The sequence below is a fragment of the Kitasatospora sp. NPDC058046 genome, from assembly GCF_042885595.1.
GTDB lineage: Bacteria > Actinomycetota > Actinomycetes > Streptomycetales > Streptomycetaceae > Kitasatospora.
The window spans coordinates 152951-169275 of sequence record NZ_JBHVRS010000008.1 but is presented as its reverse complement, the minus strand read 5'-3'; the positions used below and the strand labels follow the sequence as shown (position 1 = coordinate 169275).

Here is a 16325-nt window from a genome sequence, read left to right as displayed (position 1 = left end):
GAACGGGACCTTGCAGCGCTCCAGCAGGTCCGCGGTCAGCTGCTGGAACTGGGCGCGGGTGAGCTTCTCGTCCAGGTGCAGCGGCCCGGGGGCCGCTAGCGGTTGACGGCCTCGAGGGAGCGCAGGGCGTTGTGGGCCTCGGCCACCACGCGCTCGGTGGTGATGCCGAACTCCTCGAACAGCACCTTGTAGTCGGCGGAGGCGCCGAAGTGCTCCAGCGAGACGATCCGGCCGTGGTCGCCGACCAGCTCGCGCCAGCCCTGGGCGATGCCGGCCTCGACCGAGACGCGGGCCTTGACCGACGGCGGCAGCACGCTGTCGCGGTAGGCCTGGTCCTGCTCCTGGAACCACTCGAAGGACGGCAGCGAGACCACCCGGGTGGCGATGCCCTCGGCCTCCAGCGCCTCGCGGGCCTGGACGGCCAGCTGGACCTCGGAGCCGGTGCCGAGCAGGATCACCTGCGGGTCGCCGGTGGAGGCCTCGGCCAGGATGTAGCCGCCCTTCGCGGTGCCCTCGGCGGAGCCGAAGACCTCGCGGTCGAAGGTCGGGACGCCCTGGCGGGTCAGCGCCAGGCCGACCGGGCCGGGGTGGCTGGTGTGGCGCTCGACGATGGTGCGCCAGGCGACGGCGGTCTCGTTGGCGTCGGCCGGGCGGACCATGGCCAGGCCCGGGATGGCGCGCAGCGAGGCCATGTGCTCGACCGGCTGGTGGGTCGGGCCGTCCTCGCCGAGGCCGATCGAGTCGTGCGTCCAGACGTAGGTGACCGGCAGCTTCATCACCGCGGCCAGGCGGACGGCCGGGCGCATGTAGTCGGCGAAGACCAGGAAGGTGCCGCCGTAGACCCGGGTCTTCCCGTGCAGGGCGATGCCGTTCATGGTCGAGCCCATGGCGTGCTCGCGGATGCCGAAGTGGATCGTCCGGCCGTACGGGCTCGCCGACTTCAGCGGGTTGCCCTCGGGCAGGAAGGAGCTGTCCTCGTCGATGGTGGTGAGGTTGGACTCGGCGAGGTCGGCCGAGCCGCCCCACAGCTCCGGGATCACCGCGCCGATCGCCTTGAGGGTGTCGCCGGAGGCCTTGCGGGTGGCGACGTCCTTGCCGGCCGGGAAGGACGGGACGGCCTTCTTCCAGCCCTCGGGCAGCTCGCCGGCCTCGATGCGGTCGAACTCGGCCGCGCGGTGCGGGTTGGCGGCGCGCCAGGCCTCGAAGCCCTGCTGCCACTGGTCGCGGGCGGCCTTGCCGCGCTTGATGACCTGGCGGGCGTGCCCGATGACCTGGTCGCTGACCTCGAAGGTCTTCTCCGGGTCGAAGCCCAGGACCTTCTTGGTGGCGGCGATCTCGGCGGCGCCGAGCGCGGAGCCGTGGGCCTTGGCGGTGTTCTGGGCGTCCGGGGCCGGCCAGGCGATGATCGTCCGCATCGCGATCATCGACGGGCGGGAGGTCTCGGCCTTGGCCGCGGCCAGCGCCTCGGCCAGGGCGGCCACGTCGATGTCGCCGTTGGACTTCGGGGTGACGCGCTGGACGTGCCAGCCGTACGCCTCGTAGCGCTTGAGGACGTCCTCGGAGAAGGCGGTCTCGGTGTCGCCCTCGATCGAGATGTGGTTGTCGTCGTAGACGGCGACCAGGTTGCCCAGCTTCTGGTGGCCCGCCAGCGACGAGGCCTCGGCGGAGATGCCCTCCTCCAGGTCGCCGTCGGAGACGATCGCCCAGACCGTGTGGTCGAAGGGGGACTCGCCGGCCGGGGCCTCCGGGTCGAACAGGCCGCGCTCGTAGCGGGCGGCCATCGCCATGCCGACCGCGTTGGCGATGCCCTGGCCCAGCGGGCCGGTGGTGGTCTCCACACCCGCGGTGTGGCCGTGCTCGGGGTGGCCGGGGGTACGGCTGCCCGCGACGCGGAAGGCCTTCAGGTCGTCCAGCTCCAGGCCGTAGCCGGCGAGGTAGAGCTGGGTGTAGAGCGTCAGGCTGGTGTGGCCGGGGGAGAGGACGAAGCGGTCGCGTCCGACCCAGGACGGGTCGGTCGGGTCGTGGCGCAGGAACCGCTGGAAGATCAGGTACGCGGCCGGGGCCAGCGACATGGCCGTCCCGGGGTGTCCGTTACCGACCTTCTGGACAGCGTCCATGGCCAGGACGCGCGCCGTGTCAACGGTGCGCTCATCCAGATCGGTCCACTCGAATGCGTTCGTCGGCGCAGTGCTCACCCTGTCTCAGGGCTCCTTCCATTGTGAAGAGTGACCCCGTGAATGGGGACCGGGTCGGCCACGGCGCTGTGGTCCCGACGCTGGGTGGTGCCGGTCACGGAGGGTAGATCCCGCTTCTGTCCGCGAGCCTACCGTCCGGGGTGCGGCTCACCCTCCGTGCTGGGACAACCGGCAATTCCGCATGCAGATTCCCACTGGAGCGGTGCGGATGGATTTGTCCCAGACTCTCCCGGTTCGCGCCGTCGCGCCGCTCCGGTGGTCAGGACGGGCTAGCGGACCCGGCGGAGGCGCTCGACGGCCCCGCCCGGGCGGTTCACCCGGGGGTGTGCGTTCCGCCTCGCCGGGGGACCCCGGAGCCGGATGGGATATATGGAACGTCTATGGTGTCGTGGTACGCGCAGAGCGGACGATTCGGGACCCTTCGTTCCTGTGGACGCCTGCGAAGATTCATCTTCAGTTGGGGTGTTAGTGACCGCCGTCGAAACCCGTCCCGCCGGGGTCACCGGGGCGACTCCTGCGCACCGGCCGTTCGGGGCCCGTGTCGGCGCGTTCGTCGCATTGACCAAGCCGCGGATCATCGAGCTGCTGCTGATGAGCACCGTGCCGGTGATGTTCCTGGCCCAGCAGGGCGTGCCGAACATGCTGTTGGTGCTGAAGGTCGTCGTCGGCGGCTACCTCTCGGCCGGCGGCGCCAACGCCCTCAACATGTACATCGACCGCGACATCGACGCGGTCATGTCGCGCACCGAGCGGCGTCCGATCGTCACCGGGATGGTGTCGCCGCGCGAGGCGCTGGTGTTCGGCATCGTCCTCGCCGTCGTCTCCACCCTGCTGCTGGGCTTCGGGGTCAACTGGCTGTCGGCCTGGCTGGCGCTCGGCGCGCTGCTGTTCTACGTGTTCGTCTACACGCTGGGGCTCAAGCGGCGTACCTCGCAGAACATCGTCTGGGGCGGCATCGCCGGCTGCATGCCCGTCCTGATCGGCTGGTCCTCGGTGACCAACTCGGTGTCCTGGGCCGCGGTGATGCTGTTCCTGGTCGTGTTCTTCTGGACGCCGCCGCACACCTGGGTGCTGTCGATGAAGGTCCGCGACGACTACGAGCGGGCCGGCGTGCCGATGCTGCCGGTGGTCAAGGGCAACGTGGCCGTCGGCAAGCAGGTCGTCGCCTACTCCTGGGTGATGGTGGCGGTCTCGCTGGCGGTCTGGCCGCTGGGCCACATGAGCTGGCTGTACCCGGTCGCCGCGGTGCTGCTGGGCGGGGCCTGGCTGCGCGAGGCGCACGCGCTGTACGGGCGGGCCAAGGCCGGGATCGTGGGCGCGAAGCTCAAGGAGATGCGGCTGTTCCACTGGTCGATCACCTACCTGTCGCTGCTGATGGTGGTCTGCGCGATCGACCCGTTCGTCAAGTAGAGGCTTACGAAGCAGAGGCTTACGCGAAGAGCCCCGGTCCAGGCGGACCGGGGCTCTTCGCGTTCTCAGCGGGCGGGCAGCTCGGAGGGGCCGACGTGGCCGTCCAGCCAGTCCCGCAGCGGCTGGGAGGCGTGCAGGAAGCCGGCGATCCGGGTGTGGGCGGCGCGGGTGCCCAGCCACTTCGCGGGCTCCCACTCCTGCCAGGCCACCAGGCCCTTGTGGCGCAGCAGCCCGATCCGGGGGTGGTCCTTGGGGTAGCCGCGCGGGGCCGACTTGAGGGAGTCCCGGCCCACGACCAGCGGGCCCTGCTGCTCCACCCGGGCGATCACCCGCTCCAGCTCCGCGCCGGTGACGTCCTCCGCGACGGCGGCGCGGTAGCGCTCCAGCTGGTCCGGGGCGAGCTGGTAGAGGCCGTTGCCGCAGGCCAGACCGTCGGCGGAGAGCTGGATGTAGCCGCCGCTCTCCAGATGGGCGCCGATGTGGGTCTTGTACGGGGACTTGTCGGCGCTGAACCGGACGTCGCGGTTGGGCCGGAAGATCTTCCCCGGCCCGAACTCCGGCTCCAGTTCGGCGAGCAGCAGCTCCATCGGGGCCCGGACGACGCCGTCGTAGACGTCCTTGTGGGCCTGCCAGAAGGTCTTGGAGTTGTCGGCTTCCAGGTGCTCGTAGAAGTCGAGCGCCTCGGCCGGCCAGCCGGAGAAGGTCACCCCTCCAGTATGTGGCCCGGTGCACAGGGCGCTCCCGTCGCCAGCGGCGCTACCGGTGGGTAGCATGCGGGACATGAGCAGCGCAGAGACCGCCACCGCCGCGCCGGACGCCCGCACCGAGCGCCGCGCCAAGCGCATCGCCAAGCACCTCACCAGCTTCGCCCGCGAGCACGGGGGCGGCGACGCCGTCGTCGAGTACGTCGGCTCCGTGGCCACCCGCATCGTGGTCGTCGGCGCGGACGGCGCCTGGGGCGACCAGGTGGCCCCCAGCTACGCCGTGGGCAAGCGCGCCGCCGAGCTGGCCGGGCTGACCCTGCACGACGACTTCGAGGGCGAGCTGGGCCTCAAGGTCAAGACCGGCGCGTACGAGTGGAAGCGGATGGCCGGCATCCAGATCTGACCGCATCCCGGTACGACGAACGGCCCGGTTCCCCCACGCGGGGGAGCCGGGCCGTCGGCGTGTGCGCGGTCAGACCGCGGCGGGCTGCGGGGTCTGGGCGGGGAGCTGGTCGGTGACCGCCTCGGCGCCGCGGGTGCGCAGGGCGAGGGGGACGCGCAGGGCGGCGATCCAGGTCAGTGCCGCGAGGAGCATGTGGAGGCCGACCATCAGCTCGGGGGCGTCGGTGAAGTACTGGATGAAGCCCAGGACGCCCTGGAGGAGGAGGACGGCCAGCAGCTCCTTGGTGCGGGACCTGGCCGCCTGGGGGGCCTTCACGGCGGCGAGGACGAAGATCACCGCGATGGCCAGGCCCACGGACACGAACGCGAAGTCGGCGTGGAACTGGGCGAGGCGGTCGTAGTCGATCGGGATGCGCGGGACGATCTTGTTGTCCTTGGGCGTGCCGGGGTGGTGGCCGGCGCCGGTCACCAGGGTGCCGGCCGCGACGAGCAGGCCGATCACGGTGACCAGGACGTAGGACAGCTGGTGGACCGGGCGGGGCACCACGAGCGTCGGCGGGCCGTCGCCCTCCTTGGACCGCTCCCACATCAGCAGCGCGACCCAGACCAGGGCCATCGCGGCGATCATGTGCAGCGCCACGGTGTACGGGTTGAGGCCGGTCAGCACGGTGATGCCGCCGAGCACGGCGTTGCTCATCACCAGCCAGAACTGGGCCCAGCCGAGCCGGGTCATGCTGTGCCGCCAGGGCCGGTGGCAGCGGGCGGCCAGGATGGCCCAGCCGACGGCGGCGCTCAGCACGTAGGTGAGCATCCGGTTGGTGAACTCGACGATGCCGTGGAAGCCCATCTCGGCGGTGGGCGTCAGGCTCTCGTCGGTGCACCGGGGCCAGGTCGTACAGCCGAGGCCGGAGGCGGTGAGGCGGACGGCGCCGCCGGTGACGACGATCACCACGCTCATCACCAGCGCGGCGAACGTGGCACGCCGGACCATCTCGGCGGATGGCTGCCAGCGCTCGGCGAGCAGGGAGAAGGGATTAGGCACGCGGTCAATCGTAGGCGGCCTTACAGGCGATCTTGGGGCGGGGCACGGGCCGCGCGGCGGTGTGGCGCGGGTGGTGCGGCGGGAGGCGGCGGAGCCGGCGGGCGGCGACACGCTGGGGTGCGACACGCGGACAAACCGGGGTGGTTCGGTCAAGGAGGTTATTGGTCTTGACCAATCACCCGTTTGGCCGAAAGAGTGCGGATTGGTCCATACCTTTTTGAGGACCCCTCCCCCCATCTACGCCCGCACGCAAGCGGAGACCTGCACATGCGCATACCCATTTCCGCCGCCGCGCTCGCGGTAGGCGGCTCGCTCGCACTGGCCGGGCTCGTCGCGCCGGCCGCCCAGGCCGTCGGCACCGACCAGGAGTGCCGCAGCCTCGGGGTCGCCAACCTCTACGGCGAGTTCATCGAGGGCGACGACACCCACACCCCCGACGCCGAGGGCGCGGTCGCGGTCGGCGGCAACGCCGACTTCACCGGCGGCTTCTCGGTCGGCCAGGAGCTCACCCAGGCCCAGGTCGACGCGCTGCCGGGCAAGAACGCCCTGGTCGTGGCCGGCAAGCTCACCGGCCACAACACCCAGGTGATGAAGGGCAACGGCGTCTTCGGCTCCAAGGCCGACGGCGCGGTGGCCCAGGCCCACGCCGGCACCGTCAACCAGGGCCCCTCGCCGATCGACTTCAGGGCCGAGTTCGCCAAGCTGCGCGCCGCCGCCACCTCGCTGGCCGCCGTCCCGCAGACCGCCGGCGCCACCGTCCAGGCCGAGGGCGCCAAGCTCACGCTCACCGGCGGCGACGCGAAGTACAACAGCTTCACCGTCGACGCGGCGAAGCTGCAGGGCGCCAAGGACGTCTACCTCAAGGTGCCGGCCGGCTCGGTGACGGTGGTCAACGTGACCGGTGGCTCGTACGACATGGCGGCGGCCGGGACCACCGGCTTCCACCTGTGGGACGAGGGCAAGAAGGCCTTCGTGCTGGACGACAAGCTCCAGAGCGCCGCGGGCGGGGCGATCCGGTCCAGGCTGCTCTGGAACTTCCCGACCGCCACCAAGGTGGTCAAGAACAGCCAGGCCGCCTGGGCCGGCACCGTGCTCGCGCCGAACGCCGCCTTCGACCTCGGCAGCGGCGGCCCGGTCAACGGCTCGGTGATCGCCGCCTCGCTGACCGGCAAGGGCGGTGCCGAGACGCACCACTACCCCTTCACCGGCTGCCTGCCGGGCACCACCGTCCCGACGCCGTCCGGCACCCCGACGGTGCCGCCGACCGTCCCGCCGACCGTGCCGAGCGGCTCGCCGTCGGCCACGCCGAGCGCGTCGACCGCCCCGAGCGGTTCGGCGAGCCCCTCGGGCGGCCCGTCCGCGTCGACGAGCGGCAAGCCCAGTGCGAGCGGCAGCCCGTCGGCCGGCGGCTCGACGGCCGCTCCGACGGCCTCGGGCAGCCCGTCCGCCCAGCCGGACGCCGGGGGCAACCTGGCGCACACCGGCTCCGGTCCGGTGCTGCCGCTGGCGATCGGCGGTGCGGTCGTGCTCGCGGCCGGCGGCGGGATCGTGGTGGCCGCCCGGCGCAAGGCGGCCCGGAAGGCCTGAACCGGCTGAGCCCGGCGATCCGGCCGGGAACGCCGGAACGCGGGAGCGTCGGAGGCACGGGAGCGTCGGAAAGAACGGAAAGGTCGGAAACGACGGAAAGGCCGGAATAGCCCGGCGTTCGTCAGCTGACCGAATCGGAGCCCTCGGTGATTGAACCTGATCACCGGGGGCTCCGTTCTTCCCTGAAGTGGCGAAGTCCATTCAGGTTTGCCGAATCCGCGTTCTGCGAGGTGACGGCTGTGATGGGCTGGCCCAAGCACATCGGAAGACGGACGGACAGTCGATATCCGGTCGTGCGGCGGGGTGTGGCGGGGTGCGGGAGTGCCGGTAGAGTCCCCCGGACAGTCGTAGCGGGCCACCGCGTACCACTCAACACGCCTGCTGCGCACGACCGTTCGGAGGGGAACAAAGTAATGGCGCGACAGCAGCGGCACTTCGCGATCGGCGCGACGGCACTCGCCGGCACGGCTGCGGCCGGTTTTCTCCTGCCTCTGGCACTGGCCACCAATGCCTCGGCGCACGTGCCGAGTTGGTCGGTGACCTGCGACAAGATCGTGATCGATCTGATCAACTACAGCCCCAAGGCCGACGTGAAGAACACCGTCAGCCTCACCATCGACGGCGAGAAGGTCCTGGACGCCAAGGCCTTCCCCGCGGAGTTCCACGGCTCCTTCCCGGTGAAGGACCACGATGCCCCGATCAAGGCGAACCTGGTGGTCACCACCACGGAGAACCCGAACGAGAAGGGCTGGAACATCAACGAGACCAAGACCATCGAGCCGTGCCACACGCCGACTCCGACCCCGACCCCCACCAAGACCCCGACCCCGACTCCCACCCCGACGCCGACCGTGACCCCGAGCACCCCGCCGCCGGTCACGACGCCCCCGGCCACCCCGACCCCGTCGGTGACCCACACCCCGAGCAAGACCCCCACCCCGTCGCCCTCCGCCAGCGCGCCGGCGCTCGCCCAGACCGGTAGCAGCGACGCGACCCCGATGATCGCGGCGGCCGGCGGCGGCGTGCTGCTGGTCGGCGGCGCGCTCGTGCTGCTCGCCCGCAAGCGCCGTGGCGGCAGCGAGAGCTGACGCCAGGTCAGTCGACAACGGCAACGCCCCCCGGCCGCCAAGTGGCCGGGGGGCGTTGTGCGTTGCCGTCGCCGGTCACTCCCAGCGGAAGAAGCGGGCGGCCGCGGCCAGGCCGAGCACCGACCAGCCGGCCAGGATGCCGAGGTCCGCCCACGGCACCCCGGCGCCGGCCTGGAGCACCGACCGCAGGCCGTCCGAGAGCGCCGAGATCGGCAGCAGCTCCAGCACCGGGCGCACCGCGTCGGGGAACTTGCCCAGCGGCACGACCACCCCGCCGGCGAGCAGCAGCAGGATGAACACCAGGTTGGCGCCGGCCAGGGTGGCCTCGGCCTTCAGGGTGCCGGCCATCAGCAGGCCGAGCCCGGAGAAGGCGGCGGTGCCGAGGACCAGCAGCGCGGCGACCGTCAGGGGGTTTCCGTGCGGGGACCAGCCGAGGGCCAGGGCGATCACCGACAGCAGCGCGACCTGCAGCGCCTCCGTCACCAGGACGCAGCCGGTCTTGGCGGTCAGCAGCGCCCAGCGCGGCAGCGGGCTGGCGCCGAGCCGCTTCAGCACGCCGTAGCGGCGCTCGAAGCCGGTGGCGATGGCCTGGCCGGTGAAGGCGGTGGACATCACGGCCAGCGCGAGCAGCCCGGGGGCCAGGAAGTCGACCCGCTTGCCGGGGCCCTCGACCGCGACGATGTCCACGGCGGAGAACAGCACCAGCAGCACGGTCGGGATGACCACGGTGAGCAGCAGCTGCTCGCCGTTGCGCAGCAGCATTCGGGTCTCGAACGCGGTCTGGGCGAGCAGCATCCGGCCGACGGGCGCGGGGCCCGGCTGGGGGGAGTAGTCCGTCGTGGCGGCGCTCATGGTTCCCTCACTGCGTTCGCTCATGAGCGGAGCTCCCGTCCGGTCAGGTCGAGGAAGACGTCCTCCAGGCTGCGGCGCTGGACGGACAGCCGTTCGGGCAGGATGCCGGAGGCCGCGCACCAGCCGGTGACGGCGGCCACCAGCTGCGGGTCGACGGGCGCCTCGACGTGGTAGTTGCCGGGGGCGGTCTCGGTGGCGGTGGCGCCCTCGGGCAGCTCCTTGAGCAGCGGGCCGAGGTCGAGTCCGGGCGGGCCGTCGAAGTGCAGCGTGCTCTCGGCGCCGCCGCGGCACAGCTCCTCGGTGGTGCCGTCGGCGATCACCTTGCCGCGGTCGACGATGGCGACCCGGTCGGCGAGCTGCTCGGCCTCGTCCATGTGGTGGGTGGTGACGACCACGGTGACGCCGTCCCGGCGCAGGTCGCGCACCAGCTCCCAGGTGGCCCGGCGGGCCTGCGGGTCGAGGCCTGCGGTGGGCTCGTCCAGGAAGACCAGCTCGGGGCGGCCGACCACGGCCATCGCCAGGGCGAGCCGCTGCTGCTGGCCGCCGGACAGCCGGCGGTAGGTGGTGCGGCCGCAGGAGCCGAGGCCGAGGCGGTCGACCAGGGCGTCCACGTCCAGCGGGTGGGCGTGCAGCTTGGCGGTGTGCCGCAGCATCTCGACGGCGCGCGCGCCCGCGTACACGCCGCCGGACTGCAACATGACGCCGATCCGGGGCCGGAGCGCGGCGCCCTGGGTGACCGGGTCGAGGCCGAGGACGCGGACGGTGCCGCCGTCCGGACGGCGGTACCCCTCGCAGGTCTCGATGGTGGTGGTCTTGCCGGCGCCGTTGGGGCCGAGGACGGCGGTGATCGCGCCGGCCGGGATGGTGAGGTCGAGGCCGTCCACCGCGAGCTTGTCGTCGTAGCGTTTGACCAGCCCGGCGATCTGGACCGCGGGTTCGGAGTGCATACCGGCGAGTGTAAGAGGGCCTGACGCGCCGGCCGGACGGCGGCTCGGTGATCGTTTTCCCAGGTCAGGTAAGGCTAACCTGCGTGACAGATGACACCGGTGAGGCCTGGGTCACGGCTTGTCCCGGCGGAAGTAATTACGCAACACTGGTGTTGTGAAAAACATGCGCGAGCACGCCCAGCAGCGGGAGGCCGAGTCGGCCTCCTCCTGTGACGTGCCCGTGACGGCGGCCGAGGTGCTGCTGGAGGGCCACCGGGCCACCCGGGACCGGGTCGCGCGGTCGATCCTGGACCACGGCCCGTCCTCCGCCGCCGACCTGGCGAACCGGCTCGGCCTCACCGCCGCCGCCGTCCGCCGCCACCTCGACGGCCTGGTCGCCACCGGTCTGGTCGAGTCCCGCGAACAGCGGGTCTACGGCAGCCGCGGCCGGGGCCGTCCGGCCAAGGTCTTCGCCCTCACCGACGCCGGCCGGGACGCCTTCTACCAGGCGTACGACCAGCTCGCCGCCGACGCGCTGCGCTGGATCGCGGACTCGGTGGGCGGCGGCAAGGCGGGCGAGGAGGCGGTCGCCGCCTTCGCCCGCGCCCGGTTCGGCAAGCAGGCCGAGAAGTACCTGGAGGCCCTGCGCCTGGCCGCCGCCGGAGAGCGCCCCGAGGCGCTGGCCCAGGCGCTCAGCGCGGACGGGTACGCTGCCACGGTGCGGCGTGTCCCGTCGGCCGCGGCCAAGGCCCCGGCGGGCGCCCAGCTCTGCCAGCACCACTGCCCGGTCGCGCACATCGCCGAGCAGTTCCCGCAGCTCTGCGAGGCGGAGACCGAGGTCTTCTCCCAGCTCCTGGGCACCCATGTGCAACGGCTGGCCACGATCGCCCACGGCGACGGGGTCTGCACCACCTATGTGCCGGCACCCGGTGCCGCATCGTCGCCCGCCCAGCCCCCGGCGGGACGCGGCTCCGATGCGATGCCGACTGCCAGTACATGAAAAATTCTGTGTCCACCGAAGATTCAGCGTCCGCGCGTTAGGAAGCTCGCATGACTGACACCGTTTCGCACCCCGAGCTCGAAGGCCTCGGCAATTACGAGTACGGCTGGGCCGACCCGGACACCGCCGGTGCCGCGGCCAAGCGCGGGCTCAGCGAGGACGTCGTCCGCGACATCTCGGCGAAGAAGAACGAGTCCGAGTGGATGCTGAACCTGCGGCTCAAGGGCCTGAAGCTGTTCGGCAAGAAGCCCATGCCGACCTGGGGCTCCGACCTCACCGGCATCGACTTCGACAACATCAAGTACTTCGTCCGCTCCACCGAGAAGCAGGCCGAGTCCTGGGAGGACCTGCCGGCGGACATCAAGGCGACCTACGACAAGCTCGGCATCCCGGAGGCGGAGAAGCAGCGCCTGGTCGCCGGTGTCGCCGCCCAGTACGAGTCCGAGGTCGTCTACCACCAGATCCGCGAGGACCTGGAGGAGCAGGGCGTCATCTTCCTGGACACCGACACCGCGCTGCGCGAGCACCCGGAGATCTTCAAGGAGTACTTCGGCACGGTGATCCCGGCCGGCGACAACAAGTTCGCCGCGCTGAACACGGCCGTGTGGTCCGGCGGCTCGTTCATCTACGTGCCGAAGGGCGTGCACGTCGACATCCCGCTGCAGGCCTACTTCCGGATCAACACCGAGAACATGGGCCAGTTCGAGCGGACGCTGATCATCGTCGACGAGGACGCCTACGTCCACTACGTCGAGGGCTGCACCGCCCCGATCTACTCCTCCGACTCGCTGCACTCGGCGGTCGTGGAGATCATCGTCAAGAAGGGCGGCCGCTGCCGCTACACGACCATCCAGAACTGGTCGAACAACGTCTACAACCTGGTCACCAAGCGTGCCGTGGCGTACGAGGGCGCGACCATGGAGTGGGTCGACGGCAACATCGGCTCCAAGGTCACCATGAAGTACCCGGCCGTCTACCTGATGGGCGAGCACGCCAAGGGCGAGACCCTCTCGATCGCCTTCGCGGGCGAGGGCCAGCACCAGGACGCCGGCGCCAAGATGGTGCACATGGCGCCGAACACCTCGTCCAACATCGTCTCCAAGTCGGTGGCGCGCGGCGGCGGCCGGACCTCCTACCGCGGTCTGATCGAGATCGGCGAGGGCTCCAAGGGCGCCAAGTCCAACGTGCTGTGCGACGCGCTGCTGGTGGACACCATCTCCCGCTCGGACACCTACCCGTACGTGGACGTCCGCGAGGACGACGTGTCCATGGGCCACGAGGCGACCGTCTCCAAGGTCAGCGAGGACCAGCTCTTCTACCTGATGAGCCGCGGCATGACCGAGTTCGAGGCGATGGCGATGATCGTCCGTGGCTTCGTCGAGCCGATCGCGCGCGAGCTGCCGATGGAGTACGCGCTGGAGCTCAACCGGCTGATCGAGCTGCAGATGGAGGGCGCGGTCGGCTGACCTCCGGCCGCCGCCGTCCACTCATTTCCGAGGAAGAGAGCACTACGAACAGCCATGGCTGAGCAGAACACCACCGGCTCCACCACCGCCGGTTCGATCGAGGTCGGCACGGCCGGCGCGGGCGCGCAGCTCGCCGGCCCCGGCACCGGCCGCACCACGGTCCAGCAGCCGATCGACGCGCGCGTCGCGGTCAAGCCGTCCTTCGACGTGAACGACTTCCCGGTGCCCACCGGCCGCGAGGAGGACTGGCGGTTCACCCCGCTGCACCGCCTCGGCGGGCTGCACGACGGCACCGCCGCCGCTGCCGAGCGCGGCGAGGACAAGGTCGAGTTCACGCTGCCGGACGGCGTCACCGCCGAGACCGTCGGCCGGGACGACGCCCGCCTGGGCAAGGCCGGCACGCCGGTCGACCGGGTCGCCGCGCAGGCGTTCAGCGCCTTCGACCAGGCCCTGGTCGTCACCGTCCCCAAGGAGTCGGTGCTGGCCGAGCCGGTCCGGATCGACGTGCGCGGCGAGGGCGGGGTCCGCTTCGCCCACGTGGTGATCGACGTCAAGCCGTTCGCCGAGGCCGTCGTGGTGCTCAACCACGCGGGCACCGGGACCCGGGCCGCCAACGTCGAGCTGCTGGTCGGCGAGGGCGCCAAGCTCACCTTCGTCTCCGTCCAGGACTGGGACCGCGACGCCGTCCACGTCGCCCAGCACAACGCGCTGGTCGGCCGGGACGCCTCCTACAAGTCCGTGGTCGTCACCTTCGGCGGCGACCTGGTCCGGCTGCACCCGCGGGTCAACTACGCAGGCCCCGGCGGCGAGGCCGAGCTGTTCGGCCTCTACTTCGCCGACGCCGGCCAGCACCTGGAGCACCGCCTGGTCGTCGACCACGACACGCCGCACTGCCGGTCGAACGTGGCGTACAAGGGCGCGCTCCAGGGCCAGGACGCCCACGCGGTCTGGGTCGGCGACGTGCTGATCCGCGCCGCCGCGCTCGGCACCGACACCTACGAGCTCAACCGGAACCTGGTGCTCACCGACGGCGCCCGGGTCGACTCGATCCCGAACCTGGAGATCGAGACCGGCGAGATCGTCGGCGCCGGCCACGCCTCGGCGACCGGCCGCTTCGACGACGAGCAGCTGTTCTACCTGCAGGCCCGCGGCATCCCGGCCGACGAGGCCCGCCGCCTGGTGGTGCGCGGCTTCTTCGCCGAGCTGCTCCAGCAGATCGGCGTGGCCGAGGTCCAGGACCAGCTCATGGAGAAGATCGACGCCGAGCTGGAATCGGCGGTCTGAGCCCGATGACCTTCCTCCGTGCCTGCGCGCTGAACGACCTCCAGGAGGACGTTCCCAAGCGCGTGGACCTCAACGGCGTGCCGGTCTCCGTCGTCCGCACCGACGAGGGGGTGTTCGCGATCAACGACACCTGCTCGCACGCGAACGTCTCGCTCTCCGAGGGCGAGGTCGAGGACTGCATGATCGAGTGCTGGCTGCACGGCTCCAGCTTCGACCTGCGCACCGGCAAGCCGTCTGGCCTGCCCGCCACCAAGCCGGTCGCTGTCTACCCCGTAAAGATCGAAGGGGACGATGTGCTCGTCTCCGTCAACCAGGAGTCCTGAGTACACATGGCAACCCTTGAAATCCGCGACCTGCACGTCTCCGTGGACGCCGAGAACGGCCCGCGCGAGATCCTGAAGGGCGTGGACCTGACCGTGAAGCAGGGCGAGACCCACGCCATCATGGGTCCGAACGGCTCGGGCAAGTCCACCCTCGCCTACTCGCTGGCCGGCCACCCCAAGTACACCGTCACCGGCGGCTCGGTGCTGCTCGACGGCGAGGACGTCCTGGAGATGTCCGTCGACGAGCGCGCCAAGGCCGGCGTCTTCCTGGCCATGCAGTACCCCGTCGAGGTCCCGGGCGTCTCGGTCTCCAACTTCCTGCGCACCGCAGCCACCGCCGTCCGCGGCGAGGCCCCCAAGCTGCGGCTGTGGGTGAAGGAGGTCAAGGAGGCGATGGCCGCCCTCCAGATGGACCCGGCCTTCGCCGAGCGCAACGTCAACGAGGGCTTCTCCGGTGGTGAGAAGAAGCGCCACGAGATCCTCCAGCTGGAGCTGCTCAAGCCGAAGATCGCGATCCTCGACGAGACCGACTCCGGCCTGGACGTCGACGCGCTGCGGATCGTCTCCGAGGGCATCAACCGGGTCCGCTCGACCGGCGAGGTCGGCACCCTGCTGGTGACTCACTACACCCGCATCCTGCGGTACATCAAGCCCGACTACGTCCACGTCTTCGCGGGCGGCCGCATCGTCGAGTCCGGCGGCGCCGAGCTCGCCGACAAGCTGGAGAACGAGGGCTACGAGGCGTATGTGAAGGGGGGCGCGTCCGAGTGACGCATCCGTTCGCGGGACTGCTCGACACCGACGCGATCCGCAAGGACTTCCCGGTCCTCCAGCGGGTGCTGCACGACGACAAGCCGCTGGTCTACCTGGACAACGCGGCGACCTCGCAGAAGCCGCGCCAGGTGCTGGAGGCGCTGAACGCCTACTACGAGCGGCACAACGCCAACGTCCACCGCGGCGTGCACGTGCTCGCCGAGGAGGCCACGGCGCTGTACGAGGGCGCCCGGGACAAGGTCGCGGCGTTCGTCAACGCGCCGAGCCGCAACGAGGTGATCTTCACCAAGAACGCCTCGGAGTCGCTCAACCTCGTCGCCAACATGCTGGCCTGGGCCGACGAGCCGTACCGGGTGGACGCCGACTCCGAGATCGTCATCACGGAGATGGAGCACCACTCCAACATCGTCCCGTGGCAGCTGCTCTCGCAGCGCAGCGGTGCGAAGCTCAAGTGGTTCGGGCTGACCGACGAGGGCCGGCTCGACCTGTCGAACATCGACGAGCTGATCACCGAGAAGACCAAGGTGGTCTCCTTCACCCTGGTCTCCAACCTGCTCGGCACCGTCAACCCGGTCGAGACGATCGTCCGCAAGGCCCAGTCGGTCGGCGCGCTGGTCGTCATCGACGCCTCGCAGGCCGCGCCGCACATGGTGCTGGACGTGCAGGCGCTGGAGGCCGACTTCGTCGCCTTCACCGGGCACAAGATGCTGGCCCCGACCGGCATCGGCGTGCTCTGGGGCCGCCAGGAGCTGCTGGAGGACCTCCCGCCGTTCCTCGGCGGCGGCGAGATGATCGAGACCGTCACCATGGGCTCGTCCACCTACGCCCCGGCGCCCCACAAGTTCGAGGCCGGCACCCCGCCGATCGCCCAGGCGGTCGGACTCGGCGCGGCCATCGACTACCTCCAGGGCATCGGCATGGAGAAGATCGCGGCGCACGAGCACGCGATCACCGAGTACGCCGTCGAGCGGCTGCTGGAGGTCCCGGACCTGCGGATCATCGGCCCGCGCACGGCCGTGGACCGCGGCGCCGCGATCTCCTTCACCCTCGGCGACATCCACCCGCACGACGTGGGCCAGGTGCTGGACGAGCAGGGCATCGCCGTGCGCGTCGGCCACCACTGCGCGCGGCCGGTGTGCCTGCGGTACGGAATTCCGGCGACCACGCGGGCGTCGTTCTATCTGTACTCGACGCCGGGCGAGGTCGACGCGCTGATCGACGGCCTGCACCACGTCCGGAACTTCTTCGGCTGAGGGACGGGGCAGGACGACC

The 16325-nt window shown here is 71.0% G+C and carries 15 protein-coding genes; 10 read left to right on the top strand and 5 right to left on the bottom strand.

Translation table 11 applies throughout. The features are described from left to right. Positions 1-95: 95 nt before the first annotated feature. Positions 96-2195 (bottom strand): transketolase, encoded by a 2100-nt coding sequence (gene tkt / locus ACFVU7_RS18685; protein ID WP_388046003.1) that lies wholly within the window; start codon positions 2193-2195, stop codon positions 96-98. Positions 2196-2657: 462 nt separating this feature from the next. Here tkt and ACFVU7_RS18680 point away from each other — a divergent pair, with 462 nt between their 5' ends. Then, a complete protein-coding gene (locus ACFVU7_RS18680) occupies positions 2658-3605 on the top strand; it encodes a heme o synthase (RefSeq protein ID WP_074001672.1) in 948 nt (315 codons plus the stop codon). A gap of 65 nt (positions 3606-3670) precedes the next feature. On the opposite strand, the gene ACFVU7_RS18675 is transcribed toward ACFVU7_RS18680, so the two are convergent. Further along, positions 3671-4312, bottom strand: coding sequence for a DUF2461 domain-containing protein (locus tag ACFVU7_RS18675; protein WP_049649621.1), 642 nt, complete (start codon positions 4310-4312; stop codon positions 3671-3673). Positions 4313-4385: 73 nt separating this feature from the next. Between ACFVU7_RS18675 and ACFVU7_RS18670 the strand changes: the two genes are divergently transcribed. Beyond that, positions 4386-4712 (top strand): hypothetical protein, encoded by a 327-nt coding sequence (locus ACFVU7_RS18670; protein ID WP_053111946.1) that lies wholly within the window; start codon positions 4386-4388, stop codon positions 4710-4712. Positions 4713-4781: 69 nt separating this feature from the next. Here the strand turns inward: ACFVU7_RS18670 and ACFVU7_RS18665 are convergent, their stop codons facing one another. After that, positions 4782-5762 (bottom strand): heme A synthase, encoded by a 981-nt coding sequence (locus tag ACFVU7_RS18665; RefSeq protein ID WP_049649626.1) that lies wholly within the window; start codon positions 5760-5762, stop codon positions 4782-4784. Between the two features lie 258 nt (positions 5763-6020). Between ACFVU7_RS18665 and ACFVU7_RS18660 the strand changes: the two genes are divergently transcribed. Then, positions 6021-7340, top strand: a complete 1320-nt coding sequence (locus ACFVU7_RS18660) for a choice-of-anchor A family protein (RefSeq protein WP_388046001.1) — start codon at positions 6021-6023, stop codon at positions 7338-7340. A 413-nt stretch (positions 7341-7753) separates the two neighbouring features. Beyond that, positions 7754-8428 (top strand): LAETG motif-containing sortase-dependent surface protein, encoded by a 675-nt coding sequence (locus ACFVU7_RS18655; protein ID WP_181970706.1) that lies wholly within the window; start codon positions 7754-7756, stop codon positions 8426-8428. 75 nt (positions 8429-8503) lie between these two features. Here ACFVU7_RS18655 and ACFVU7_RS18650 read toward each other — a convergent pair whose 3' ends face one another. Both ACFVU7_RS18650 and ACFVU7_RS18645 read right to left on the bottom strand, forming a co-directional pair. Beyond that, the gene (locus ACFVU7_RS18650; protein ID WP_388046135.1) at positions 8504-9280 is read right to left on the bottom strand and encodes an ABC transporter permease; all 777 of its coding nucleotides are present in this window, start codon (positions 9278-9280) and stop codon (positions 8504-8506) included. Between the two features lie 20 nt (positions 9281-9300). Next, positions 9301-10227 (bottom strand): ABC transporter ATP-binding protein, encoded by a 927-nt coding sequence (locus ACFVU7_RS18645; RefSeq protein WP_388045999.1) that lies wholly within the window; start codon positions 10225-10227, stop codon positions 9301-9303. A 154-nt stretch (positions 10228-10381) separates the two neighbouring features. Here ACFVU7_RS18645 and ACFVU7_RS18640 point away from each other — a divergent pair, with 154 nt between their 5' ends. Genes ACFVU7_RS18640 through ACFVU7_RS18615 form a run of 6 tightly spaced genes read left to right on the top strand, consistent with a single transcriptional unit; the run spans position 10382 to position 16306 of the window. Continuing rightward, complete coding sequence (locus ACFVU7_RS18640) at positions 10382-11206, top strand: helix-turn-helix transcriptional regulator (RefSeq protein ID WP_388045997.1); 825 nt, start codon at positions 10382-10384, stop codon at positions 11204-11206. 50 nt (positions 11207-11256) lie between these two features. Continuing rightward, entirely contained in the window at positions 11257-12672 is a 1416-nt protein-coding gene (gene sufB, locus ACFVU7_RS18635) for a Fe-S cluster assembly protein SufB (protein ID WP_049650590.1), read from the top strand. Between the two features lie 54 nt (positions 12673-12726). Continuing rightward, positions 12727-13956 carry a Fe-S cluster assembly protein SufD gene (sufD, locus tag ACFVU7_RS18630; RefSeq protein ID WP_380780579.1) on the top strand — a complete coding sequence of 410 codons (1230 nt, stop codon included), beginning with the start codon at positions 12727-12729 and terminating at the stop codon, positions 13954-13956. Positions 13957-13961: 5 nt separating this feature from the next. Continuing rightward, a complete protein-coding gene (locus ACFVU7_RS18625) occupies positions 13962-14279 on the top strand; it encodes a bifunctional 3-phenylpropionate/cinnamic acid dioxygenase ferredoxin subunit (RefSeq protein ID WP_049650588.1) in 318 nt (105 codons plus the stop codon). A gap of 6 nt (positions 14280-14285) precedes the next feature. Beyond that, positions 14286-15050 carry a Fe-S cluster assembly ATPase SufC gene (sufC, locus tag ACFVU7_RS18620; RefSeq protein ID WP_049650587.1) on the top strand — a complete coding sequence of 255 codons (765 nt, stop codon included), beginning with the start codon at positions 14286-14288 and terminating at the stop codon, positions 15048-15050. After that, positions 15047-16306, top strand: a complete 1260-nt coding sequence (locus ACFVU7_RS18615; RefSeq protein WP_049650586.1) for a cysteine desulfurase — start codon at positions 15047-15049, stop codon at positions 16304-16306. Before sufC ends, ACFVU7_RS18615 begins: the two co-directional genes overlap by 4 nt. Positions 16307-16325: the final 19 nt, after the last annotated feature.

What these genes read in the sequence shown, in the direction of transcription:
- ACFVU7_RS18670 (WP_053111946.1), top strand. Translation starts at nt 4,386, where the DNA reads ATGAGCAGCGCAGAGACCGCCACCGCCGCGCCGGACGCCCGCACCGAG.
- sufC (WP_049650587.1), top strand. Translation starts at nt 14,286, where the DNA reads ATGGCAACCCTTGAAATCCGCGACCTGCACGTCTCCGTGGACGCCGAG.
- ACFVU7_RS18660 (WP_388046001.1), top strand. Translation starts at nt 6,021, where the DNA reads ATGCGCATACCCATTTCCGCCGCCGCGCTCGCGGTAGGCGGCTCGCTC.
- sufB (WP_049650590.1), top strand. Translation starts at nt 11,257, where the DNA reads ATGACTGACACCGTTTCGCACCCCGAGCTCGAAGGCCTCGGCAATTAC.
- ACFVU7_RS18655 (WP_181970706.1), top strand. Translation starts at nt 7,754, where the DNA reads ATGGCGCGACAGCAGCGGCACTTCGCGATCGGCGCGACGGCACTCGCC.
- ACFVU7_RS18650 (WP_388046135.1), bottom strand. Translation starts at nt 9,280, where the DNA reads ATGAGCGCCGCCACGACGGACTACTCCCCCCAGCCGGGCCCCGCGCCC.
- sufD (WP_380780579.1), top strand. Translation starts at nt 12,727, where the DNA reads ATGGCTGAGCAGAACACCACCGGCTCCACCACCGCCGGTTCGATCGAG.
- ACFVU7_RS18625 (WP_049650588.1), top strand. Translation starts at nt 13,962, where the DNA reads ATGACCTTCCTCCGTGCCTGCGCGCTGAACGACCTCCAGGAGGACGTT.
- ACFVU7_RS18645 (WP_388045999.1), bottom strand. Translation starts at nt 10,227, where the DNA reads ATGCACTCCGAACCCGCGGTCCAGATCGCCGGGCTGGTCAAACGCTAC.